The 17,137-nt window shown below is 72.3% G+C and carries 17 protein-coding genes; 6 read left to right on the forward strand and 11 right to left on the reverse strand.

The annotated features are described in order from the left end of the window. Nucleotides 1-85: 85 nt before the first annotated feature. Nucleotides 86-1,873: a DUF4012 domain-containing protein gene (locus J3P38_RS18315; protein WP_210502999.1), complete on the reverse strand. Its 1,788-nt coding sequence runs from the start codon at nt 1,871-1,873 to the stop codon at nt 86-88. Between the two features lie 81 nt (nt 1,874-1,954). Beyond that, entirely contained in the window at nt 1,955-2,374 is a 420-nt protein-coding gene (locus J3P38_RS06195) for a hypothetical protein (RefSeq protein ID WP_210438958.1), read from the reverse strand. A gap of 267 nt (nt 2,375-2,641) precedes the next feature. Here J3P38_RS06195 and J3P38_RS06200 point away from each other — a divergent pair, with 267 nt between their 5' ends. After that, entirely contained in the window at nt 2,642-4,006 is a 1,365-nt protein-coding gene (locus tag J3P38_RS06200) for a polysaccharide biosynthesis tyrosine autokinase (protein ID WP_246855635.1), read from the forward strand. Between the two features lie 79 nt (nt 4,007-4,085). After that, a complete protein-coding gene (locus J3P38_RS06205) occupies nt 4,086-5,444 on the forward strand; it encodes a helix-turn-helix domain-containing protein (RefSeq protein WP_210503001.1) in 1,359 nt (452 codons plus the stop codon). A gap of 434 nt (nt 5,445-5,878) precedes the next feature. Here the strand turns inward: J3P38_RS06205 and J3P38_RS06210 are convergent, their stop codons facing one another. The 6 genes from J3P38_RS06210 to J3P38_RS06235 form a co-directional block, all read right to left on the reverse strand. After that, complete coding sequence (locus tag J3P38_RS06210; RefSeq protein ID WP_210503002.1) at nt 5,879-7,393, reverse strand: sensor histidine kinase; 1,515 nt, start codon at nt 7,391-7,393, stop codon at nt 5,879-5,881. Nucleotides 7,394-7,534: 141 nt separating this feature from the next. Then, nucleotides 7,535-7,849: a DUF1416 domain-containing protein gene (locus tag J3P38_RS06215; RefSeq protein WP_210438962.1), complete on the reverse strand. Its 315-nt coding sequence runs from the start codon at nt 7,847-7,849 to the stop codon at nt 7,535-7,537. Then, on the reverse strand, nt 7,849-8,697 hold the full coding sequence (locus tag J3P38_RS06220) for a sulfurtransferase (protein ID WP_210438963.1): 849 nt from the start codon (nt 8,695-8,697) through the stop codon (nt 7,849-7,851). Before J3P38_RS06220 ends, J3P38_RS06215 begins: the two co-directional genes overlap by 1 nt. Nucleotides 8,698-8,775: 78 nt before the next feature. After that, entirely contained in the window at nt 8,776-9,258 is a 483-nt protein-coding gene (locus J3P38_RS06225; RefSeq protein WP_210503003.1) for a DUF4395 domain-containing protein, read from the reverse strand. A 246-nt stretch (nt 9,259-9,504) separates the two neighbouring features. Continuing rightward, nucleotides 9,505-10,062 carry a thioredoxin family protein gene (locus J3P38_RS06230; protein WP_210503004.1) on the reverse strand — a complete coding sequence of 186 codons (558 nt, stop codon included), beginning with the start codon at nt 10,060-10,062 and terminating at the stop codon, nt 9,505-9,507. A 115-nt stretch (nt 10,063-10,177) separates the two neighbouring features. Next, nucleotides 10,178-10,480 carry a ubiquitin family protein gene (locus J3P38_RS06235; protein ID WP_210438966.1) on the reverse strand — a complete coding sequence of 101 codons (303 nt, stop codon included), beginning with the start codon at nt 10,478-10,480 and terminating at the stop codon, nt 10,178-10,180. A gap of 63 nt (nt 10,481-10,543) precedes the next feature. On the opposite strand from J3P38_RS06235, the gene J3P38_RS06240 reads away from it, so the two are divergent. Both J3P38_RS06240 and mshD read left to right on the forward strand, forming a co-directional pair. Continuing rightward, on the forward strand, nt 10,544-11,260 hold the full coding sequence (locus tag J3P38_RS06240) for a winged helix-turn-helix transcriptional regulator (protein WP_210438967.1): 717 nt from the start codon (nt 10,544-10,546) through the stop codon (nt 11,258-11,260). 80 nt (nt 11,261-11,340) lie between these two features. Continuing rightward, nucleotides 11,341-12,153 (forward strand): mycothiol synthase, encoded by an 813-nt coding sequence (gene mshD / locus J3P38_RS06245; protein WP_210503005.1) that lies wholly within the window; start codon nt 11,341-11,343, stop codon nt 12,151-12,153. A gap of 375 nt (nt 12,154-12,528) precedes the next feature. Here mshD and ygfZ read toward each other — a convergent pair whose 3' ends face one another. Genes ygfZ through J3P38_RS06260 form a run of 3 tightly spaced genes read right to left on the reverse strand, consistent with a single transcriptional unit; the run spans nt 12,529 to nt 14,421 of the window. After that, nucleotides 12,529-13,464 (reverse strand): CAF17-like 4Fe-4S cluster assembly/insertion protein YgfZ, encoded by a 936-nt coding sequence (gene ygfZ / locus J3P38_RS06250; RefSeq protein ID WP_210503006.1) that lies wholly within the window; start codon nt 13,462-13,464, stop codon nt 12,529-12,531. A 9-nt stretch (nt 13,465-13,473) separates the two neighbouring features. Continuing rightward, complete coding sequence (locus J3P38_RS06255) at nt 13,474-13,908, reverse strand: Fur family transcriptional regulator (RefSeq protein WP_210438970.1); 435 nt, start codon at nt 13,906-13,908, stop codon at nt 13,474-13,476. Nucleotides 13,909-13,926: 18 nt separating this feature from the next. After that, nucleotides 13,927-14,421: an FABP family protein gene (locus tag J3P38_RS06260; RefSeq protein WP_210503007.1), complete on the reverse strand. Its 495-nt coding sequence runs from the start codon at nt 14,419-14,421 to the stop codon at nt 13,927-13,929. A gap of 35 nt (nt 14,422-14,456) precedes the next feature. Between J3P38_RS06260 and J3P38_RS06265 the strand changes: the two genes are divergently transcribed. Then, complete coding sequence (locus tag J3P38_RS06265; protein WP_210503008.1) at nt 14,457-14,819, forward strand: DsrE family protein; 363 nt, start codon at nt 14,457-14,459, stop codon at nt 14,817-14,819. 46 nt (nt 14,820-14,865) lie between these two features. Then, complete coding sequence (locus tag J3P38_RS06270; RefSeq protein ID WP_210503009.1) at nt 14,866-17,043, forward strand: RNA degradosome polyphosphate kinase; 2,178 nt, start codon at nt 14,866-14,868, stop codon at nt 17,041-17,043. Nucleotides 17,044-17,137 lie beyond the last annotated feature (94 nt).

Raw genomic sequence — 17,137 nt, forward strand, 5'->3', positions numbered from 1 at the left:
GGCAGGCAATACCCACCCTACGTCAGATCGCCCTTGACATCCGGAACTTGACGATTAAACGAGACGTTCTTTGCGGTGGGTGCGCTCACTGTTCATCGACCCGGCACGGTGCAGGCACGAACTGCTCGGCTCCTCCGTGGTGCACACCGGGCGTGCTGATGAACTCGACGCCGCCCGAGTGACCGGGCCCGGACGTCGCCCGCCAGGTCAAGGTGACCACGTCGCCGGGAGTGAGCAGGATCGGCACCGACACCACCGGGCGTCCCCGGAAGGTCCGGTTGGTCCCCCGCGACTTCACGCCGTTGACGGTCACGTCGGTGATCTCGCCGCCGGTGGGCGCCACCAAGTCGAAGACGTTGAGGTGGTCGCCCCGGGCCACGCCGTAGCTGCCCGGACCCGTGACCGTCGGCGGCAGCGACGCGGCATCCGCGGGAGCCCTGGACTGGATTCGGAGCGTGCCGTTGAAGCCGATCACGTCCGCGGCGCACGACACGCTGCTGATGCGGGCGTCGTAGTCGAGGAAGTATCCCATCTTCGAGCCGGTGGCGTCGTTGACGTAGGCCGCGGCCTGCGCGGGTCCCTCGCTGCCGTGCGGGAACTCGCCCGCGATGCGCGTGCCGGCGAATGCCTCCTGGTCGGCGGGGTCGGAGGAGCGCACGAGCAGCCGACCCTCCTCGGCACCTCGCGACAGAGCGCTGACCAGGGCGGACGGGTCGGTGCCGGCACCCAGGATGCGATCGAAGAGGGTAGTCAGCACGCCGGAGAAGAAGGCGTCCTCTGCGGCCGGGTCGTCCTGGTAGCGGAGGTAGGGCTGGTGCAGCATCTCATCGACGAAGTTGTCGCTCGTCAGCTCGCGGCCGTCGATCGCGATCGGCCCGGTCGCCTCGAGCAGGTAGGACATCGCCACCGGGTCGACGGACAGGACGCCGTCGACGGACGCCCCGGTCTCGAGCTCCCAGCGCGCGGCCATGAGCTGGGCGGCTCGCTCGAAGTCCGGGATGAAGACGGCGTCCTGGAACCACGTCCCGGGCTGGTCGTGCCAGATCCCCTGCTCCTCCTCGGTCAGGGGCAGAACCGGCTCGTCCAGCTCACCGAACGTGCTGGTCGCGACGGTGTCACCTAGCGTGACCGCGCCCATGTCCGCCCGCAGCGGCGCCATGAGTCCCGGCATGCCGCCCAGCGAGCGCGGCTCGGCGTTGTTCTGGAAGACCAGGAGGTAGTCCCGGGCGCTGTCGGACCCGAGCATGGTCGGCAGCACCTCGGCCGCGCGGGTGGCGCCGTCGAGCGTCCGAACGCCGTCGTCCACCTGTTCGATGAGGGTCTCGAAGTCCGGGCGGAGCTCCCGCGCCAGTCGGTCCACCTCGATGGGCTCGAGCTCGGCGCGCGCCGCCTCGAAGCCCCGCCGGGCTGCGGCCAGCGGTTGCGCGGCGTCCGCGATCCTTCCGACGGGCAGCCGTCCGTTGCGCGGGGCGAAGGTCTTCGCGCTCAGGCCGCTGGCCACCAGCGGGTCGACGGCCTCGCGGGCCAGGACGTCGACGGCCCGAGCCGCGTGCGCGGCAGCCCCGAAGTCGTCACCGACCACCGGGACGGCGCTCAGCACGCGCCAGGTGGCGCCGGAAGTGCGCTTCTCCGCAGCGGAGGCGTGCTGCTGGAGGTCATCGGCCAGCCGGGCGGGCTCGCCGCCGCCCCGCGTGAGCGCCGCGGGCAGACCGACAGCGGCCGTACGCGCAGCGCTGATGTCGCGCTGCGCCTGCCAGACCGTCCAGCCTGCCCACGCCGCCGCGAGGCCCAGCACCACGGCGACGCCGAGCGCGGGCCAGCGCCAACGACGCCGGACGGCTCGTTCGTTGCGCTCCCGAGAGGTCACGGTCACACCAACACACTCCCTGAACGAGACTGCTGCCCACTGGCGACGCCAGTGGGCAGCAGGCCGACTTGATGCTGAAGGCCGCGATCAGAAGCGGTTGCGCACCTTGATCTTGGCGGTCGAGGCGGAGCAGTTGCGGAAGACCGAGGTGCTCTTCGCGGCGGTGTCGAACTCGACGTAGTAGTTGCCCTTGCGCTCGAACGAGAAGTTCTTCGTCTGGGCCTTGTTGGCCGCGCCGCTCCAGAAGGAACCGGTCTCGACCACGCCGGTGCGCACCCGCCTCACGACGTACTCCACACGACCCTTGGGCGTGATGTTGCCGTCGGCGGTCCACTTGAACTTGATCTTGACCGTGTCGCCGGGGCCGACCGTGGTGTCGGCGGCGACAGCAACGCACTCGGTGTCGATGGAGCGCGGGTAGGGGTCCGCCTGCGCCGCGGGCGCGACGACGAGCGAACCGAGAGCGGCAATGGTGGTGGTCGCAGCAGCGACGGCCATCTTCTTCATGCGGAAGACCCTTCCATAGGTCTGAGAGTGGAACCGCCCCCTGCGTGTTCGGCCCCAGACGACTGCGCCCGATCTCCTTGACGAGTCAACGAGGCACACCGTAACCGAGACGTCCACGGGACGGGCAATGACCGTCAACATTCGGCCAAGTTGCCCTGCGCGCCCGCCGTGGCTGAGACTGGCCGCTGCTCGTCGACCGCTGGGGGATGGAGAATCGTGGAGCTGGCCGACTACCTGCGCATCCTGCGGCGCCGTTGGCGCCTTGTGATGGCAACGGTCCTCCTGGTCGTCGTCGCAGCAGCGCTGGTCACCTGGCGGACCACCCCGCAGTATCAGTCCACCACCCAGCTCTTCATCTCGACGAGCGCCTCGTCGTCGGCCGAGGCCTACCAGGGCAACCTGTTCAGCAGCCAGCGACTGGCGTCGTACGCCGACCTGGCCACCGGCACCGAGCTTGCCACGCGCGTGGTGTCCGCGACCGGCAGCTCGCTGTCGCCCAAGGAGCTGGCCGCCAAGGTCACCGCTCAGGCCTCGCCGGACACCGTCCTGCTGAGCATCTCGGTCACCGACCCCGACCCGGAGGTCGCCCAGCAGCTCACCCAGACCTACGGGGAGGAGCTGGTCGCCCTCGTGGCCGAGCTGGAGACCCCTCCCGGTCAGAGCAGACCGGTCCTCAAGGGCACGATCGTCGACGCGGCCTCGCTGCCCGGTGGACCGATCTCCCCCAACCCCGTGCGCAACCTCAGCCTGGCGCTGGTGCTCGGACTTCTGCTCGGCGTCGGGCTAGCCGTGGTGCGCGAGCTGCTCGACACGAGCACGAAGTCGGCCGACGACCTCACCAACGCACTCGACGCGCCGATCCTCGGGACGATCGCCTTCGACCCCGAGGTGGCCAAGCGCCCGCTGGTCACGCAGCTCACTTCGCACGAGCCGCGCGCCGAGGCCTTCCGGGTGCTGCGGACCAACCTGTCGTTCGTCGACATCGACGCGACGTCCAAGGCGATCGTCTTCACCAGCGCCCTGCCCGGAGAGGGCAAGTCCACGACGGCGGTCAACATCGCCCTGGCCTTGCACCAGGCCGGCGAGCGCGTGCTTCTCGTCGACAGCGACCTGCGCCGGCCACAAGCCGCGGCCCTGCTGAACCTCGACGGCACGATAGGTCTCACGACGGCCCTGGTGGGCAAGGTGGCGGTCTCGGACGTCGTGCTGGCCCACAGCTCCGGGCTGCACGTCCTGCCCTCAGGACCGGTACCACCCAACCCGGCCGAGCTGCTGCAGTCGCGGGCGATGGCCGTCGTGCTCGGGGAGCTGCGCGCGGCGTACGACGTCATCGTCATCGACGCGCCGCCCCTGCTCCCCGTCACCGACGCGGCGTTGATCGCGTCGCAGGTGGACGGAGCCGTCGTGGTGGTCCGGCACGGGAAGACCACCCGGGAGCAGCTCGCCGCCGCCCGCGAGCGCTTGACAGCCGTGGGCGCCCATACGCTCGGCGCGGTGTTCAACATGGTGCCGAAGAAGGGTCGCGGCGACTACGGCTCGGGATACGGGTACGGCTACGGGTACGGCTACGCACCCGAGGCGGCGCTCGAGGAGCGTCCCAGCGGCGAGTCCGCCGGGCGCCGACGCAAGTGAGTTGCTGCGGCTAACCAGTTGCGCGAGATCTTGCCCGAAATCGACACCGTCGTGGCAAGACGTGCACCACAATGTCCGGATGGACTCGCGTCACGCCGAGCTGCTGGAGCACACCGACCGGAAGGCACTGGGCCGTCGCCTGCGCGCGGCACGCCTCGCTCGCGGACTCACGCAGGGTGAGGTCGCCCGGACGATCATGTCGGTCGCCTACCTCTCCCGCATCGAGGCCGGGCACCGCGGGCCGACGTACCCGCTGCTGGTCGCGCTGGCCGAACGGCTCGACGTCACGGTCGAGTCGCTGCTCGGCGAGCCCGACCGCCACGCGGTCGACGAGATCCGGCTCGCGCTCGACTACGCCGAGCTGTCCCTGGAGTCCGGCCAGCCCGAGGACGCCGAGAGGCACCTCACGTCCGCCCTCGAGCAGCTGCAGACCTCACGGGTCGAGGGCATGCGCGATCGCGCGCGGCTCCTGCACGCGCGCGCTCTCGAGGCGACCAACCGCGAGGACGACGCGATCGTCGAGCTCGAGTCGCTGGTCGACGACGGCGAGGCCGACGGGCTCACGCGGATCCGCGCCGGCATCGCCCTCAGCCGCATCTACCGCGAGACGGGCGACCTGGGCCGCGCGATCGAGTGCGGCCAGCGGGTGATGGCCTACGTCGAGGAGGCCGGGCTCGACGCGTGCGACGAGGCCGTGCAGCTCGCCGTCACCATGGCCGCGGCCCACTTCGAGCGCGGCGACACCGGCCACGCCGTCCGCATGTGCCGCAAGGCCATCACCCGCGCGGAGTCGCTCGGGTCGGCCCAGGCGCGCGCCTCGGCCTACTGGAACGCGAGCGCCATGCAGGCCAGGCGCGGCGACGTCACCGCCGCGGTCCCCCTCGCCGAGCGCGCGTTGGCGCTGCTGAGCGAGGGCCGCGACGCCCGCAACCTCGCCCGCCTGCGCACCGAGGTGGGCCGGCTGCAGCTCGAGCTCGACCCGCCCGCGATCGACGAGGCGCGCACGAACCTCGAGCAGGCGGCCGCCGAGCTCGAGTGGAGCAGCGGCACGCCGGTGGACCGCGCGTGGACGCTGCTCGGCCTCGCGCGCGTGGCGTTCCTCGCCGGCGACCCGTCGACCTGTCGCGAGCTGATCGCGCAGGTGCACGCCACCGCCGACGGGCACGCGCCCCTGGCCGAGGCCGAGGCGCTGGTCCTCGAGGGCAGGACCCTGGCAGCGGAGGGCGAGGCAGACCTCGCCGCGCAGGCCTACCAGCGGGCGGTGCACCGGTTGTCGGCCATCGGCGCCGACCAGAGCGCCGCCCAGCTGTGGTTCGACCTCGCCGACCTGCTCTCGAGCGTCGGCATGGCCGAGGCCGCCATGGACGCCTACCGGCGCGCGGCGGTCTCCACCGGGCTGCGGGCGCGCGTGGCGTCCACCACGCTCGCCCGCAGCTGAGTCGGCGTCAGCCGGACGCGAGGGCCGGCCGAGCGCTAGAGGGTCAGCAGCACCACACGGTGCGGGTCGTCGTACGGACCTGCGCCGCCTCGGCGGGCGCGGCGAGGCCGGCCACGCTGACGAGGGCGACGGCGGCGACGAAGAGGCGGGTGGCGCGGTTCATGGTGTCTCCAGGGGTGAGTGCTGAGTGGGGTTGGCGGGCGTCCCGAGCCGGTCCAGCAGAAATCTTGTCAAAACAGATGCCGAGTGTCGCCGCCTTTGGCAAACTTGGGCAAGCCCCCTGGCAAATGGCCTCGGCGTCGGGTGGGCGACCTCGCAGGCTCCCCCCTGCGAGACCTGCACCGGACCCCACCCGGTTGCCGCTCGGACCCCCCGCCCGCGGCGGGGGGTCCCAGCACGTCCGCGGGACGACGGGCAAGCCTCGGACCGGCGGGTCAGTCGTGGCCGCCGGGCAGGAGCACGCGGACGCAGGTGCCGGCCCCGGGGGCGCTCTCGAAGCGCACCTCGCCGCCATGGGCCTCGATGATCGTCCGTACGTTGTGCAGCCCCAGGCCCGCCCCGGGGACCCGGAGCCGGCGGGCGTTGCGGCCGCGGAAGAAGCGCTCGAAGACCTCGCCGACCTCGTCGTCGTCCATCCCCGGACCGTGGTCGGCGACCGTCACCACGGCGTGCGCCCCGTCCCGGACGAGGTCGACCGCCACGGTCCCGCCGGGCGGGCTGTAGGCGATCGCGTTGGCGAGCAGGTTGTCGAGGACCTGGCGCAGCCGCATGCCGTCCGCGACGAGGGCCAGCGACGCCGGGCGGCGGCAGGTGATGCGTACGCCCCGGTGCGCCGCGTCGAGCTGTGCTGCGTCGACGGCCTGGTCGAGCACCGACGCGAGGTCGACGGGGTAGCGGTCGACGAGCGCGGACCCGGCCGAGGCGCGCGTGCTGTAGAGCAGGTCCGCGACGAGGTGGGACAGCCGGAGCACGTTGCGGCGCACGGCGTTGACCTGCTGCTGGTCCTGGCGACTGACGTCGCTGGACTCGTCGAGCAGCTCGAGGTAGGCCAGGGCGGACGTCAACGGCGTCCGCAGCTCGTGCGACACGGTGGCCACGAACTCGTCCTTGACGTTGAGCGCGCGGACGAGATCGGTGACGTCGTGGTAGGCCAGCACGGCACCCGAGGCCGTCCCGGCGCGGTCGACCACGGCCCGCGAGGAGACGGAGAGGGCGCGGCGCGCGGCCGGGTCCTTGCCGACCCACACGCGCAGGTCGTCGAACTCCTCGCCCCGGGCGGCGCGCGCCGAGGGCATGTCGCGCGGCGCCAGGACGTGCCGCTGGTCGGCGCTGTAGGTGAAGCCCGCCTGGCCGGCGAGGCCGCGGTGTCCCGACGGGAAGGCCAGGGCGAGGAAGTCTCGGAGCCGGTCGTTGCAGGCGAGGTAGCGACCGCGGGTGTCGACCTGCAGGAGCCCGACCGACACGCCCTCGAAGATGGCGTGCGCCTTGCGCCGCTCGGTCTCGGCGGCGCTCTCAGCGGCGTCCAGCCGCTCCACGAAGGCCTGACGCTCGGTGAGGTCGGCGACCTGGGAGACGAAGTGGACCGGCGCACCGCCGGCGTCGCGGAGCAGGGCGACGGAGAGGTCGCCGACGACGATGCGCCCGTCGGAGCGGACGTAGCGCTTGGTGATCCGGTAGGAGCCGATCTCGCCCGCGAGCGTCCGGTCGACCAGCCGCAGGTCGTCGGCCAGGTCGTCGGGGTGGGTGATGTCGGACAGGGTGAGCGTCGCCAGCTCGTCGGGCTCGTAGCCCAGCATGTCGCAGAGCGCGCCGTTGGCGGTGACGACGCCGCCGGCCAGGGAGACGATGGCCATTCCCACCGGCGAGTGCTCCATGGTGAGCCGCCAGAGGTCGTCGGCGAGGGAGACCCGACTGTCGGGCACGACCACCTCTGCCCCTTCCGACGACATGGTGCGAACCTCCACCGTAGGGGTGGGTCCATGCCGCCGTCCGGCCCTGTGGCCGATCAGTGGTGAAAATGAGGAGATCACCCCGGACTCGGGCGTCCGGGGTGATCTCGGGTGTCCAGACCAGTGCTGCTCGGCCGGCGGCTAGGCGGTGACGAGCACCTGCACCTCGGCCACCGACCCGGTCGCGGCGACGACCCGGGTGTCGACCGGCTGCGCCTTGGGAGCGAGGGTCCGCAGGGTCCACTCCCCGTCGCCGGCGAAGAAGCGGAAGTGCCCCGTCGCCGAGGTCGGGACCTCGGCGGTGAACTCACCGCTGCGGTCGAGGAGCCGGACGTACGCGTTGGGGACGGGCTCGCCCCCGGCCGCGCCGCCGCGCAGGACCTGGCCCTGGATGACGGCCTCCTTGGCGACGTTCACCCCGTCGAGCGACAGGCCGCCCTCGGTCGCGCCGCACATCAGGCTTCACCCGGCTCGTCGCCGAGGGCGACCGGGACGCCGACCAGCGAGCCGTACTCGGTCCACGAGCCGTCGTAGTTCTTCACGTTCTCGTGACCGAGGAGCTCCTTGAGCACGAACCAGGTGTGCGAGGAGCGCTCGCCGATGCGGCACAGGGCGATGGTCTCCTTCGTGTCGTCGAGGCCGGCGTCGGCGTAGATCTGGCGCAGCTCCTCGTCGGACTTGAAGGTCCCGTCGTCGTTGGCCGCCTTGCTCCACGGCACGTTGATCGAGGTCGGCACGTGGCCGGCGCGCTGCGCCTGCTCCTGCGGGAGGTGCGCCGGGGCCAGCAGCCGGCCGGCGTACTCGTCGGGGCTGCGGACGTCGACCAGGTTCTTCACGCCGATGGCGGCGACGGCCTCGTCGCGGAACGCGCGGATGGAGTGGTCCTGCTCGGTCGCGGTGTACGACGTCTTCTCGCGGGTCGGCACCTCGGCCGTCAGCTCGCGGGAGTCGAGCTCCCACTTCTTGCGGCCGCCGTCGAGGAGCTTGACGTCCTGGTGGCCGTAGAGCTTGAAGTACCAGTAGGCGTAGGCGGCGAACCAGTTGTTGTTGCCGCCGTAGAGGACGACCGTGTCGTCGTTGGAGACGCCGCGCTCGGACAGCAGCGCCTCGAACTGCTCCTTGTTGACGAAGTCGCGGCGGACCTGGTCCTGGAGGTCGGTGGTCCAGTCGAGCTTGATCGCTCCCCGGATGTGGCCCTTGTCGTAGGCGGTGGTGTCCTCGTCGACCTCGATGAGGACGACGCCGTCGGTGTCGAGGTTGTCCTCGACCCACTGGGCGGTGACGAGCGAGTTCTCGCGGCTCATGGTTGGTGTGCTCCTTGCTGGTGGTGAACAGTCGGGGTGCGGTGCGGTGGAGGGTGCTGGGTCGGACGTGACGTGCTGTCAGGAGGCGATGCGTCGGGCCGTGGCCCGGCGGATCAGGAGGTAGGCCTCGCAGCCCAGGCAGAGCCCGAAGGCGGCGTTGAGGAGGGCGGCCACCAGCGCGAGGCCGACCGCGACCTGGCCGACCACGGTGGCACCGGCCAGGAGCGCGAGCAGGCCCACGAGGGCGAACCCGAGGCCGACCGCCTGCGCGAAGCGGGGCGGCTCCGGCGCCTCCCACTCGCTGGGCGGGGCCAGTCGCGGGCGGACGAGCGTGCGGAAGAGCCACGCCTGCGGCGTGGCCTGCACGCCGCGCACGGCGCCGGAGGCGAAGGCCCCTGCCTGCGCGGCGAGCAGCACCACGTCGTACGGCGACGGGAGCAGGAGCACGGCGAGCAGGACGACCGAGGTCAGGGCGGCGGCGAGCTGGGGCCCGCGGGGGTCGATGCCCCCGTCCGGACGGGACGCGCCCGCTGCGGAGCGCGGTGTGGCGGTGGTGGTCATGTCTCTCCTGGGATGTCGGCGCCGCACGAGGCCGGGCGCACAGGGGCGCAGGCCAGGGCGGGTCCCACCGACGAGCACGGTCCCGTGGCGGGAGGACGTCGGGCTCAGGCGAGCGGCGGGACCGCTACGACATTCGACACAGCGCCGAGCGCACGCGGCAGTGGTCCACTGCGCGGCGCCGGGTGAGCATGGTCGAGGACATGACCACGACAGTAGGCGGTCCTGCGAGCCGCTCGCGCCGTGGTCTCACGATGTGGTCGACGCATCCGGATCTTGAGACGGCACGCGGGCCAGAGCCGTCAGGACCTGGTCGCGGGTGGGTGCGCCGGTCGCGCGGGTCACCTCGGCGCCCGACCCGTCGAGGACGAGGGTGGTCGGCGTGCGCAGGATGCCGAAGGCCCGCGTGGCGTCGAGGTGCTGCTCGGCGTCGACCTCGACGTGGGTGACCCCGGGGACGAGCCGCGAGACGTCCTCCAGCACGCGCCGGGTGGCGCGGCACGGCGCGCAGAAGGCGCTCGAGAACTGCAGCAGGGTGGCCCGCTCGCCCAGCTGCTGACCGACGACGGCGGCGACGTCCGCGCCGGGCGGCACGTCGGCGGGCGGAGGCGCCGCCACGTCGTCCGGGTCCTTCCCGTGCTCCACCTCCCGCAGGTGGGCCGGTGCCGGCGAGTCCCCCGCGCCGGGCGCGGCTGCAGCACCCACCGCGCGGCGCGGGCGGAAGCGGCCGTCCGTCGCGTTGCGCCACAGGCCGAGGCCGACCGTCAGCACGACGGCGGCGACGGCGATCCAGGCTCCTGTGGTCACACCCGACGAACGTCGTGGGTGCAGCAGTTGTTCCGCACGACTGCGTCCCGGTTCGGAGCAGGCTCCGGAACTCGCGACGCGGCGGCGCCTCCTGCCGCTCGGCGGGGACGCTCGCTCAGCCGCCCGCGAAGGGCGGCAGCAGCTCCACCACCGTCCCCGGCGGCACGACGACCGCACCCGGGTCGCGCGACCCGACCGGCTGCTCGCCGAGGAGCACCGAGCAGACGGCGACGGTGCGTGCCATGCGGTCGCCGGGGTGACGCTCGAGGACCAGGTCGACCACGTCGGCCAGGGTCAGCTCGGTCCCGGCGACGTCGAACACGTCCTCCGCGGTCCCGGCCGCAGCCCGGGCACCCGCCCAGTAGCGCACGGTGATCGCTGTCTCACGCCTCCGGTCCCGGTCCGTGGGGTCGCTCATGCGGACTATCCTTCACCATTCCCGGCTGGTCACCGGTCGGCCCGGCGAACGAGGAGGGTCCGCATGAGCGCACTGCTGCTGCTCACCAGCGCGCTCCAGCCCTCGGCCGAGGTGCTGCCGGGCCTCGCCCTGCTGGCCCACACCGTGAAGATCGTCCCGGCCCAGGGCAGCGCGCTGCTCGACGCCCCGGAGTCCGACCTGGTCCTCGTCGACGGCCGCCAGGACCTCGCCGCCGCGCGCGACCTCTGCCGCCTGATCCGCACCACCGGTGCGGACGCGCCGGTCCTCCTGGTGGTCACCGAGGGCGGCCTCGCCGTCGTGGCCCACGACTGGGGCATGGACGACGTGGTGCTGCACACGTGCGGGCCCGCCGAGCTCGACGCCCGGATCCGCCTCGCGATCGGCCGGGCGAGCGCCGCCGCACCCGACGACCCGTCGGCCCACGTCATCCACCGCGGCGAGGTGGTCGTCGACGACGCGACCTACACGGCGCGGATCGGCGGCCGCGCGCTCGACCTCACCTACAAGGAGTTCGAGCTCCTCAAGTACCTCGCGCAGCACCCGGGCCGGGTCTTCAGCCGTGAGCAGCTGCTGCAGGAGGTGTGGGGGTACGACTACTTCGGCGGCACCCGCACCGTCGACGTCCACGTGCGCCGCCTGCGCGCCAAGCTCGGCACCGAGCACGAGCACCACATCGGCACGGTCCGCAACGTCGGCTACCGCTTCGTCGTGCCCACGCGCGACTCCGCCGGCGCGGAGACCGAGTCCGCCTCGTCCTGAACCCGGGTCCGGTCCGGGTCCGGCTGGGTCCGGCTCGGGCTCCGGCTCGCGTCGGACACCGGGCTCGCTAGGGTCGCGACATGGACGTCGTCGACCGGGTGCTGCAGATCGCCGGAGAGGCCGCGGCCGCCGACGGCGCCGACCCCCTCGACGAGGCGGCCCGCATCGCGCTGGCCGACGGCGTCGCCGAGGTCGGCCTCGAGGACGACGGGTTCACGCTGCTCCACGACGGCGACCTGGCGCTCGTGGTGCGCCCGTCGGCGCGCCGCCGCGGGACGGGCGGCGCCCTGCTCACCCGCGCCGAGGCGTCGTACGACGGCGCGCTGACCGCCTGGTCGCACGGCGACCACCCGGGCGCCGCCCGGCTCGCGGACCGGCACGGGTGGGACCGGGTGCGTGACCTCTGGGTGATGCGTCGAGCGGCGTCGTTGCCGCTCCCGCCGCTCGTGACGCCGTCGGGCGTGAGGATCCGGTCGTACCGGGACACCGACGCCGCCGACGTCGTCGCGGTCAACGCCGCGGCGTTCGCCCACCACCCCGAGCAGGGCGCGATGGACGAGGACAACCTCGCCCGCCGGATGGCCGAGCCGTGGTTCGACCCGGCGGGGCTGCTCGTGGCAGAGGACGACTCCGGGATGCTCGGCTTCCACTGGACCAAGCAGCACGACGCGCGCCACGGCGAGGTCTACGTCGTGGGGGTGGCGCCGGCGGCGCAGGGACGCGGGCTCGGCAAGGTGCTGACCCTCGCCGGGCTGCACCACCTCGCCGGGCTGGGGGTCGACGAGGTGCTGCTCTACGTCGAGTCCGACAACGCCCGAGCCGTCGCGGTCTACTCGGGGCTGGGGTTCGGCCACGCGGACGCCGACACGCACGTGCAGTACCGGCGCCGCTGACTGGTGCCGCTGGCGTCGCTCCTGTCGCCGCCCGCCGCTACGTGTCGCTGACGGTCGCTGCGTCATGCGAAGGCGTACGTATAGGTGCGGGTTCGTATGACGCTCGCGCCGGCGCGCACCCGGAGCCTGCGTCATGCGAAGGCGTACGTATAGGTGCCGGTCCGTATGACGCCCGCGCCGGCGCGCGGACTGCGTCATGCGAAGGCGTACGTATAGGTGCGGGTTCGTATGACGCCCCCGCCGGCCCGGGGCCCGCGTCATGCGAAGGCGTACGTATAGGTGCGGGTCCGCACGACGCCCGCACCGGCGCGCGCGCGGCCTGCGTCATGCGAAGGCGCACCTATAGGTGCCGGATCGCATGACGCAGGCGCGACCTCAGCGGAGGGGGCGCACGTGCAGGCCGACCTCGGGGTCGACGACGACCTCCTGGGCGGCGGGCATCCCGTCGACGACGAGGGGCGCGTCGACCGGGACGTTGCGCTTGACCAGCGCCAGCGCGATGGGGCCGAGCTCGTGGTGACGGGCGCTCGACCCGACGAACCCGAGGTCACGGCCGTCGTGCGAGACGGGCGAGCCCGCGACGGGCAGCCGGTTCTCCGAGCCGTCGAGGTGCAGCAGCACCAGCCGCCGTGGGGGCCGGCCGAGCGTGTGGACGCGCGCGACGGTCTCCTGGCCGCGGTAGCAGCCCTTGTCGAGGTGGACGGCCGCACCGATCCAGCCGACCTCGTTGGGGATCGTGCGGTGGTCGGTGTCGATGCCGAACCGCGGCTCGCCGCGCTCGATGCGCAGCGCCTCGTACGCCCACAGGCCGGCGGCGGGCCCGGCCGCCTCGGCGTACGCCTCCAGCCGCTCGCGCGGGACCAGGTCGTGGCGACCGCTGCCCTCCCCCGGGCGCCACATCACCGCGAGGTCCTCGACCAGCGAGACCTCGACGCGGGTCATGAACTTCATCCGCTCCAGCCACTGCACCAGGGCCGGCGCCGCGCCGGGCTCGGTGTGCGCGGTGAACGCCTCGCCGTCGTCGACGCCGGTGAAGGCGTGCTCGACGTGGCCCTGCGGGCTCAGCACGAGGGCCTGCGTCCAGGTGCCGGGCGCGAGCCCGTCGAAGTACTGGGTCGTGAGGCTGTGCAGCCACGAGAGCCGGTCGGGCCCCGCCACGCGGAACACGTCGCGGTGCGAGAGGTCCACGAAGCCGTCGCCCCGGGCGAGGCTGCGCTGCTCGGTGTTGAACGAGCCGTAGTGCGCGGCCACCGGCGCGTCGATGCCGTCGCCGGCGACGGCTCCCGGGAGGGCGAGGAGGGGGCTGGCCATGCCCCGAGTCTAGGTCGGCCGTGGCTGCTCGTCCGCGGCGGAGCAGTCCGCGCAGGTGCCGAAGATCGCGAGGTGGCCCACGTCGACCACGAAGCCGTCGTCGGCCAGCGCCGCGACGAGCGGCTGCACGAGCCCGGGGTCGTAGGAGCGCACGGCGTGGCAGCGGCGGCACACGACGTGCACGTGCTCGTGCTCGTCGGTGGAGTGGTACGTCGGCGCGCGGTCGCTGAGGTGGGTGTGCCGGACCAGGCCGAGCTCCTCGAGCACCTCCAGGGTGCGGTAGACCGTGGAGGCGTTGACCGAGCTCACCTGGTCGCGGACGTGTGCGAGCACCTCGTCGGGCGTCGCGTGCCGCAGCTCCTCGACCGCCCGGAGGATCAGCTGGCGCTGCGGGGTGAGCCGCAACCCCTGCTCGCGCAGCCGCTGGGCGAGGTCGTCGCTCATGGGATGGTCCTCATGGCGTCAGGCCCGCTGGAGCCGGGCCCACGTGTGCGGCTGGAGCTCCTGGCCAGCGGCTGCGAGGTCGTTGGCGTACAGCAGGTCACCCTCGACGTTGCCGTACATGCGCGACCCGGCCGTGACCTCCTTGGCCGTCTCGGTGTAGGAGACACCCGCGGTGTGCAGCTCGATCCGGCCGCCTTCGGCCGCGCCGTACCAGATCTCCGAGATGCCGGTGTTGTGCGCGAGGAGGAGCTCGACCTTGCCGGGCTCGGGGCACCTCAGGAACCCCGTCTCCATCGCGCCCTCGCGGACGAACTCCCCCTGCTCGTCGACGACCCAGGCACGCGACATGTAGTGGAAGAACGGGCGGCCGTCGTGGGTGAAGATCAGCTCCTGGCCGAACTGGAACGACTCGATGGTCGGGTACGCCCCGTGGCCGTTGCCGCGCCACGTGCCGAGCAACCAGGCGACGGGGCCGCAGTTGGGATGCAGGTTGTCGGGCAGCTCGAAGGGCATGGGTCGACTCTAGTCCGCCCGCTTAGGCTGCCGGCATGGCTCGATCACTGGTCGTGAAGGTCACCTGCGGGGCCGAGGACGCCGAGCGCTGCAACCAGGGGTTCACGGTCGCCGCGGCGGCCGCGGCGTCCAGTGCGGAGGTCTCGCTCTGGCTCACCGGGCAGGCCGCCTGGTTCGGGGTGCCCGGCCGGGCCGAGGAGTTCAACCTCGACCTCGCCACGCCTCTCGACCAGCTGATGCAGGCCGTGCTGGCGTCTGGGTCGGTCACGGTCTGCTCGCAGTGCGCTGCGCGTCGCGGCATCGTCGCCGGCGACCTGCGCGACGGCGTCACGATCGCCGGCGCCGCGGTGTTCGCCGAGCAGGTGCTGGGTGAGGGCGTGCAGGCGCTGGTGTACTGAGGCGGACGTCACCCGGCGTTCACCAAGCGGTGCCACACTGGAAGGCATGACCGACCCGGCCACCCTCACCAGCGCTGCCTCCCCGTCGGTCGAGGAAGGGCCGGTCGCCGAGCCGTTCGGGCACCCGAGCGACACCTTCGACGTCGAGCCGCCCTACACACCCGACGCCGCGGCGATCGAGGCGGTGCAGAAGTTCGAGGACCGGTTCATCGACCGCGAGACCTCGTGGGTGCGCTTCAACCAGCGCGTCCTCGAGCTCGCCGAGGACCCCATCCTGCCGCTGCTGGAGCGGGCCCGGTTCCTCGCGATCTTCGCCAGCAACCTCGACGAGTTCTTCATGGTCCGCGTCGCCGGACTCAAGCGCCGGATCGCCGCGGGCGTCGCCGTGCGCGCGGCGAGCGGGCTCATGCCGCGCCAGCAGCTGATCCAGCTGTGGACGGGTAGCCGGGAGCTCATGGAGCGCCACGCCCAGGCGTTCGTCGACCTCCTGCCCGAGCTCAGCGAGCAGGGCATCGAGATCGTGCGCTGGGACGAGCTGAACCGGGAGGAGCAGAAGGTCTGCAAGAAGCTCTTCAAGGAGCGGATCTTCCCGGTCCTGACCCCCCTCGCGGTCGACCCGGCCCACCCGTTCCCCTACATCTCCGGCCTGTCGCTCAACCTCGCGGTCGTCGTACGCCACCCCAAGACCGGCACCGAGCACTTCGCCCGGGTCAAGGTGCCGCCGACCTTCGGCCGCTTCGTCGGCCTGGGCAACCAGCGCTTCGTGCCGATCGAGGACGTCATCGGCGAGCACCTCAAGAAGCTCTTCCCGGGGATGGAGGTCATCGGCTCGCACACGTTCCGTGTCACCCGCAACGAGGACCTCGAGGTCGAGGAGGACGACGCCGAGAACCTGCTGAAGGCGCTGGAGAAGGAGCTGCAGCGACGCCGCTTCGGTCCCCCCGTCCGGCTCGAGGTCGAGCAGTCGATGGACCCCAAGGTGCTCGACCTGCTGGTCTCCGAGCTCGGCGTCGGCCGCGACGAGGTCGTGTCGCTTCCCGGTCCGCTCGACCTCACCGGGCTGCACTCCATCGCCGACCTGCCGCGCGACGACCTCAAGTACGCCGCCTTCCTGCCGTCGACCCACCCCAGCCTGGCGGAGGTGGAGTCGTCCTCGCCGGTCGACGTCTTCGACTCGGTCGGGCGGCACGACGTGCTGCTGCACCACCCCTACGACTCCTTCGCCACGTCGGTGCAGCGCTTCCTCGAGCAGGCGGCCGCCGACCCGCACGTGCTGGCGATCAAGCAGACGCTGTACCGCACCTCCGGCGACAGCCCGATCATCGAGGCGCTCATCGACGCCGCCGAGGCGGGCAAGCAGGTCTTGGTGATCGTGGAGATCAAGGCGCGCTTCGACGAGCAGGCCAACATCCGCTGGGCACGCAAGCTCGAGCAGGCCGGCTGCCACGTCGTCTACGGGCTGGTCGGGCTGAAGACCCACTGCAAGCTGTCGATGGTGGTGCGCGACGAGCCCGAGGGGATCCGGCGCTACGTCCACCTCGGCACCGGCAACTACAACCCGAAGACCGCCCGCGTCTACGAGGACCTGGGCTTGCTGACCGCCAACCAGGAGATCGGCGAGGACGTCGCGCTGCTGTTCAACAACCTGTCCGGCATCAGCCGCAACCGCACCTACGACCACCTCCTCGTCGCGCCGCACAGCGTCCGCGAGGGCCTCATCGCGCAGATCCACCAGGAGATCGCCCACCACCAGGCGGGGCGACCCGCCGGCATCCGGATCAAGGCGAACTCGGCGGTCGACGAGGCGGTGATCGACGCGCTCTACCTCGCCTCGCAGGAGGGCGTGCGCGTCGAGATGCTGATCCGCGGCATCTGCGCCCTGCGCCCCGGCGTACCCGGGCTGTCGGAGACCATCCGCGTGCGCTCGATCCTCGGTCGCTTCCTCGAGCACAGCCGCATCTTCTGGTTCGACAACGGCGGCGACCCCGCGGCCTGGATCGGGTCGGCGGACATGATGCACCGCAACCTCGACCGCCGCGTCGAGGTGCTCGTACGCCTGCGCGACCCGCACGTCGTCGAGGAGGTCGACGCGCTGCTGGACCTCGCGCTCGACGAGCGGACGACCGCGTGGGAGCTGGGGCCAGACGGCGAGTGGCAGCTGCGGCACGGCGAGCGTCACCTCCACGACGAGCTCATCGTCCGCCAGCGCAGCCGGCGGCGCTGAGCGCTCCGTCACACGAGCGTGCGCGGAGGCACCCGAACTTGCGTCGTTGGGCCGTCGACCCCCTAGCATGAGGCACGGTTCATCCGCCCCCCGT

Source organism: Nocardioides xinjiangensis (assembly GCF_017916455.1).
Lineage (GTDB): Bacteria > Actinomycetota > Actinomycetes > Propionibacteriales > Nocardioidaceae > Nocardioides > Nocardioides xinjiangensis.

What these genes read in the sequence shown, in the direction of transcription:
- J3P38_RS06235 (WP_210438966.1), bottom strand. Translation starts at nt 10,480, where the DNA reads ATGAGCGACCCCACGGACCGGGACCGGAGGCGTGAGACAGCGATCACC.
- J3P38_RS06255 (WP_210438970.1), bottom strand. Translation starts at nt 13,908, where the DNA reads ATGAGCGACGACCTCGCCCAGCGGCTGCGCGAGCAGGGGTTGCGGCTC.
- J3P38_RS06210 (WP_210503002.1), bottom strand. Translation starts at nt 7,393, where the DNA reads ATGTCGTCGGAAGGGGCAGAGGTGGTCGTGCCCGACAGTCGGGTCTCC.
- J3P38_RS06265 (WP_210503008.1), top strand. Translation starts at nt 14,457, where the DNA reads ATGGCTCGATCACTGGTCGTGAAGGTCACCTGCGGGGCCGAGGACGCC.
- J3P38_RS06195 (WP_210438958.1), bottom strand. Translation starts at nt 2,374, where the DNA reads ATGAAGAAGATGGCCGTCGCTGCTGCGACCACCACCATTGCCGCTCTC.
- J3P38_RS06270 (WP_210503009.1), top strand. Translation starts at nt 14,866, where the DNA reads ATGACCGACCCGGCCACCCTCACCAGCGCTGCCTCCCCGTCGGTCGAG.
- J3P38_RS06200 (WP_246855635.1), top strand. Translation starts at nt 2,642, where the DNA reads ATGGCAACGGTCCTCCTGGTCGTCGTCGCAGCAGCGCTGGTCACCTGG.
- J3P38_RS06260 (WP_210503007.1), bottom strand. Translation starts at nt 14,421, where the DNA reads ATGCCCTTCGAGCTGCCCGACAACCTGCATCCCAACTGCGGCCCCGTC.
- ygfZ (WP_210503006.1), bottom strand. Translation starts at nt 13,464, where the DNA reads ATGGCCAGCCCCCTCCTCGCCCTCCCGGGAGCCGTCGCCGGCGACGGC.
- J3P38_RS06225 (WP_210503003.1), bottom strand. Translation starts at nt 9,258, where the DNA reads ATGACCACCACCGCCACACCGCGCTCCGCAGCGGGCGCGTCCCGTCCG.
- J3P38_RS06240 (WP_210438967.1), top strand. Translation starts at nt 10,544, where the DNA reads ATGAGCGCACTGCTGCTGCTCACCAGCGCGCTCCAGCCCTCGGCCGAG.
- J3P38_RS06215 (WP_210438962.1), bottom strand. Translation starts at nt 7,849, where the DNA reads ATGTGCGGCGCGACCGAGGGCGGCCTGTCGCTCGACGGGGTGAACGTC.
- mshD (WP_210503005.1), top strand. Translation starts at nt 11,341, where the DNA reads ATGGACGTCGTCGACCGGGTGCTGCAGATCGCCGGAGAGGCCGCGGCC.
- J3P38_RS06205 (WP_210503001.1), top strand. Translation starts at nt 4,086, where the DNA reads ATGGACTCGCGTCACGCCGAGCTGCTGGAGCACACCGACCGGAAGGCA.
- J3P38_RS06220 (WP_210438963.1), bottom strand. Translation starts at nt 8,697, where the DNA reads ATGAGCCGCGAGAACTCGCTCGTCACCGCCCAGTGGGTCGAGGACAAC.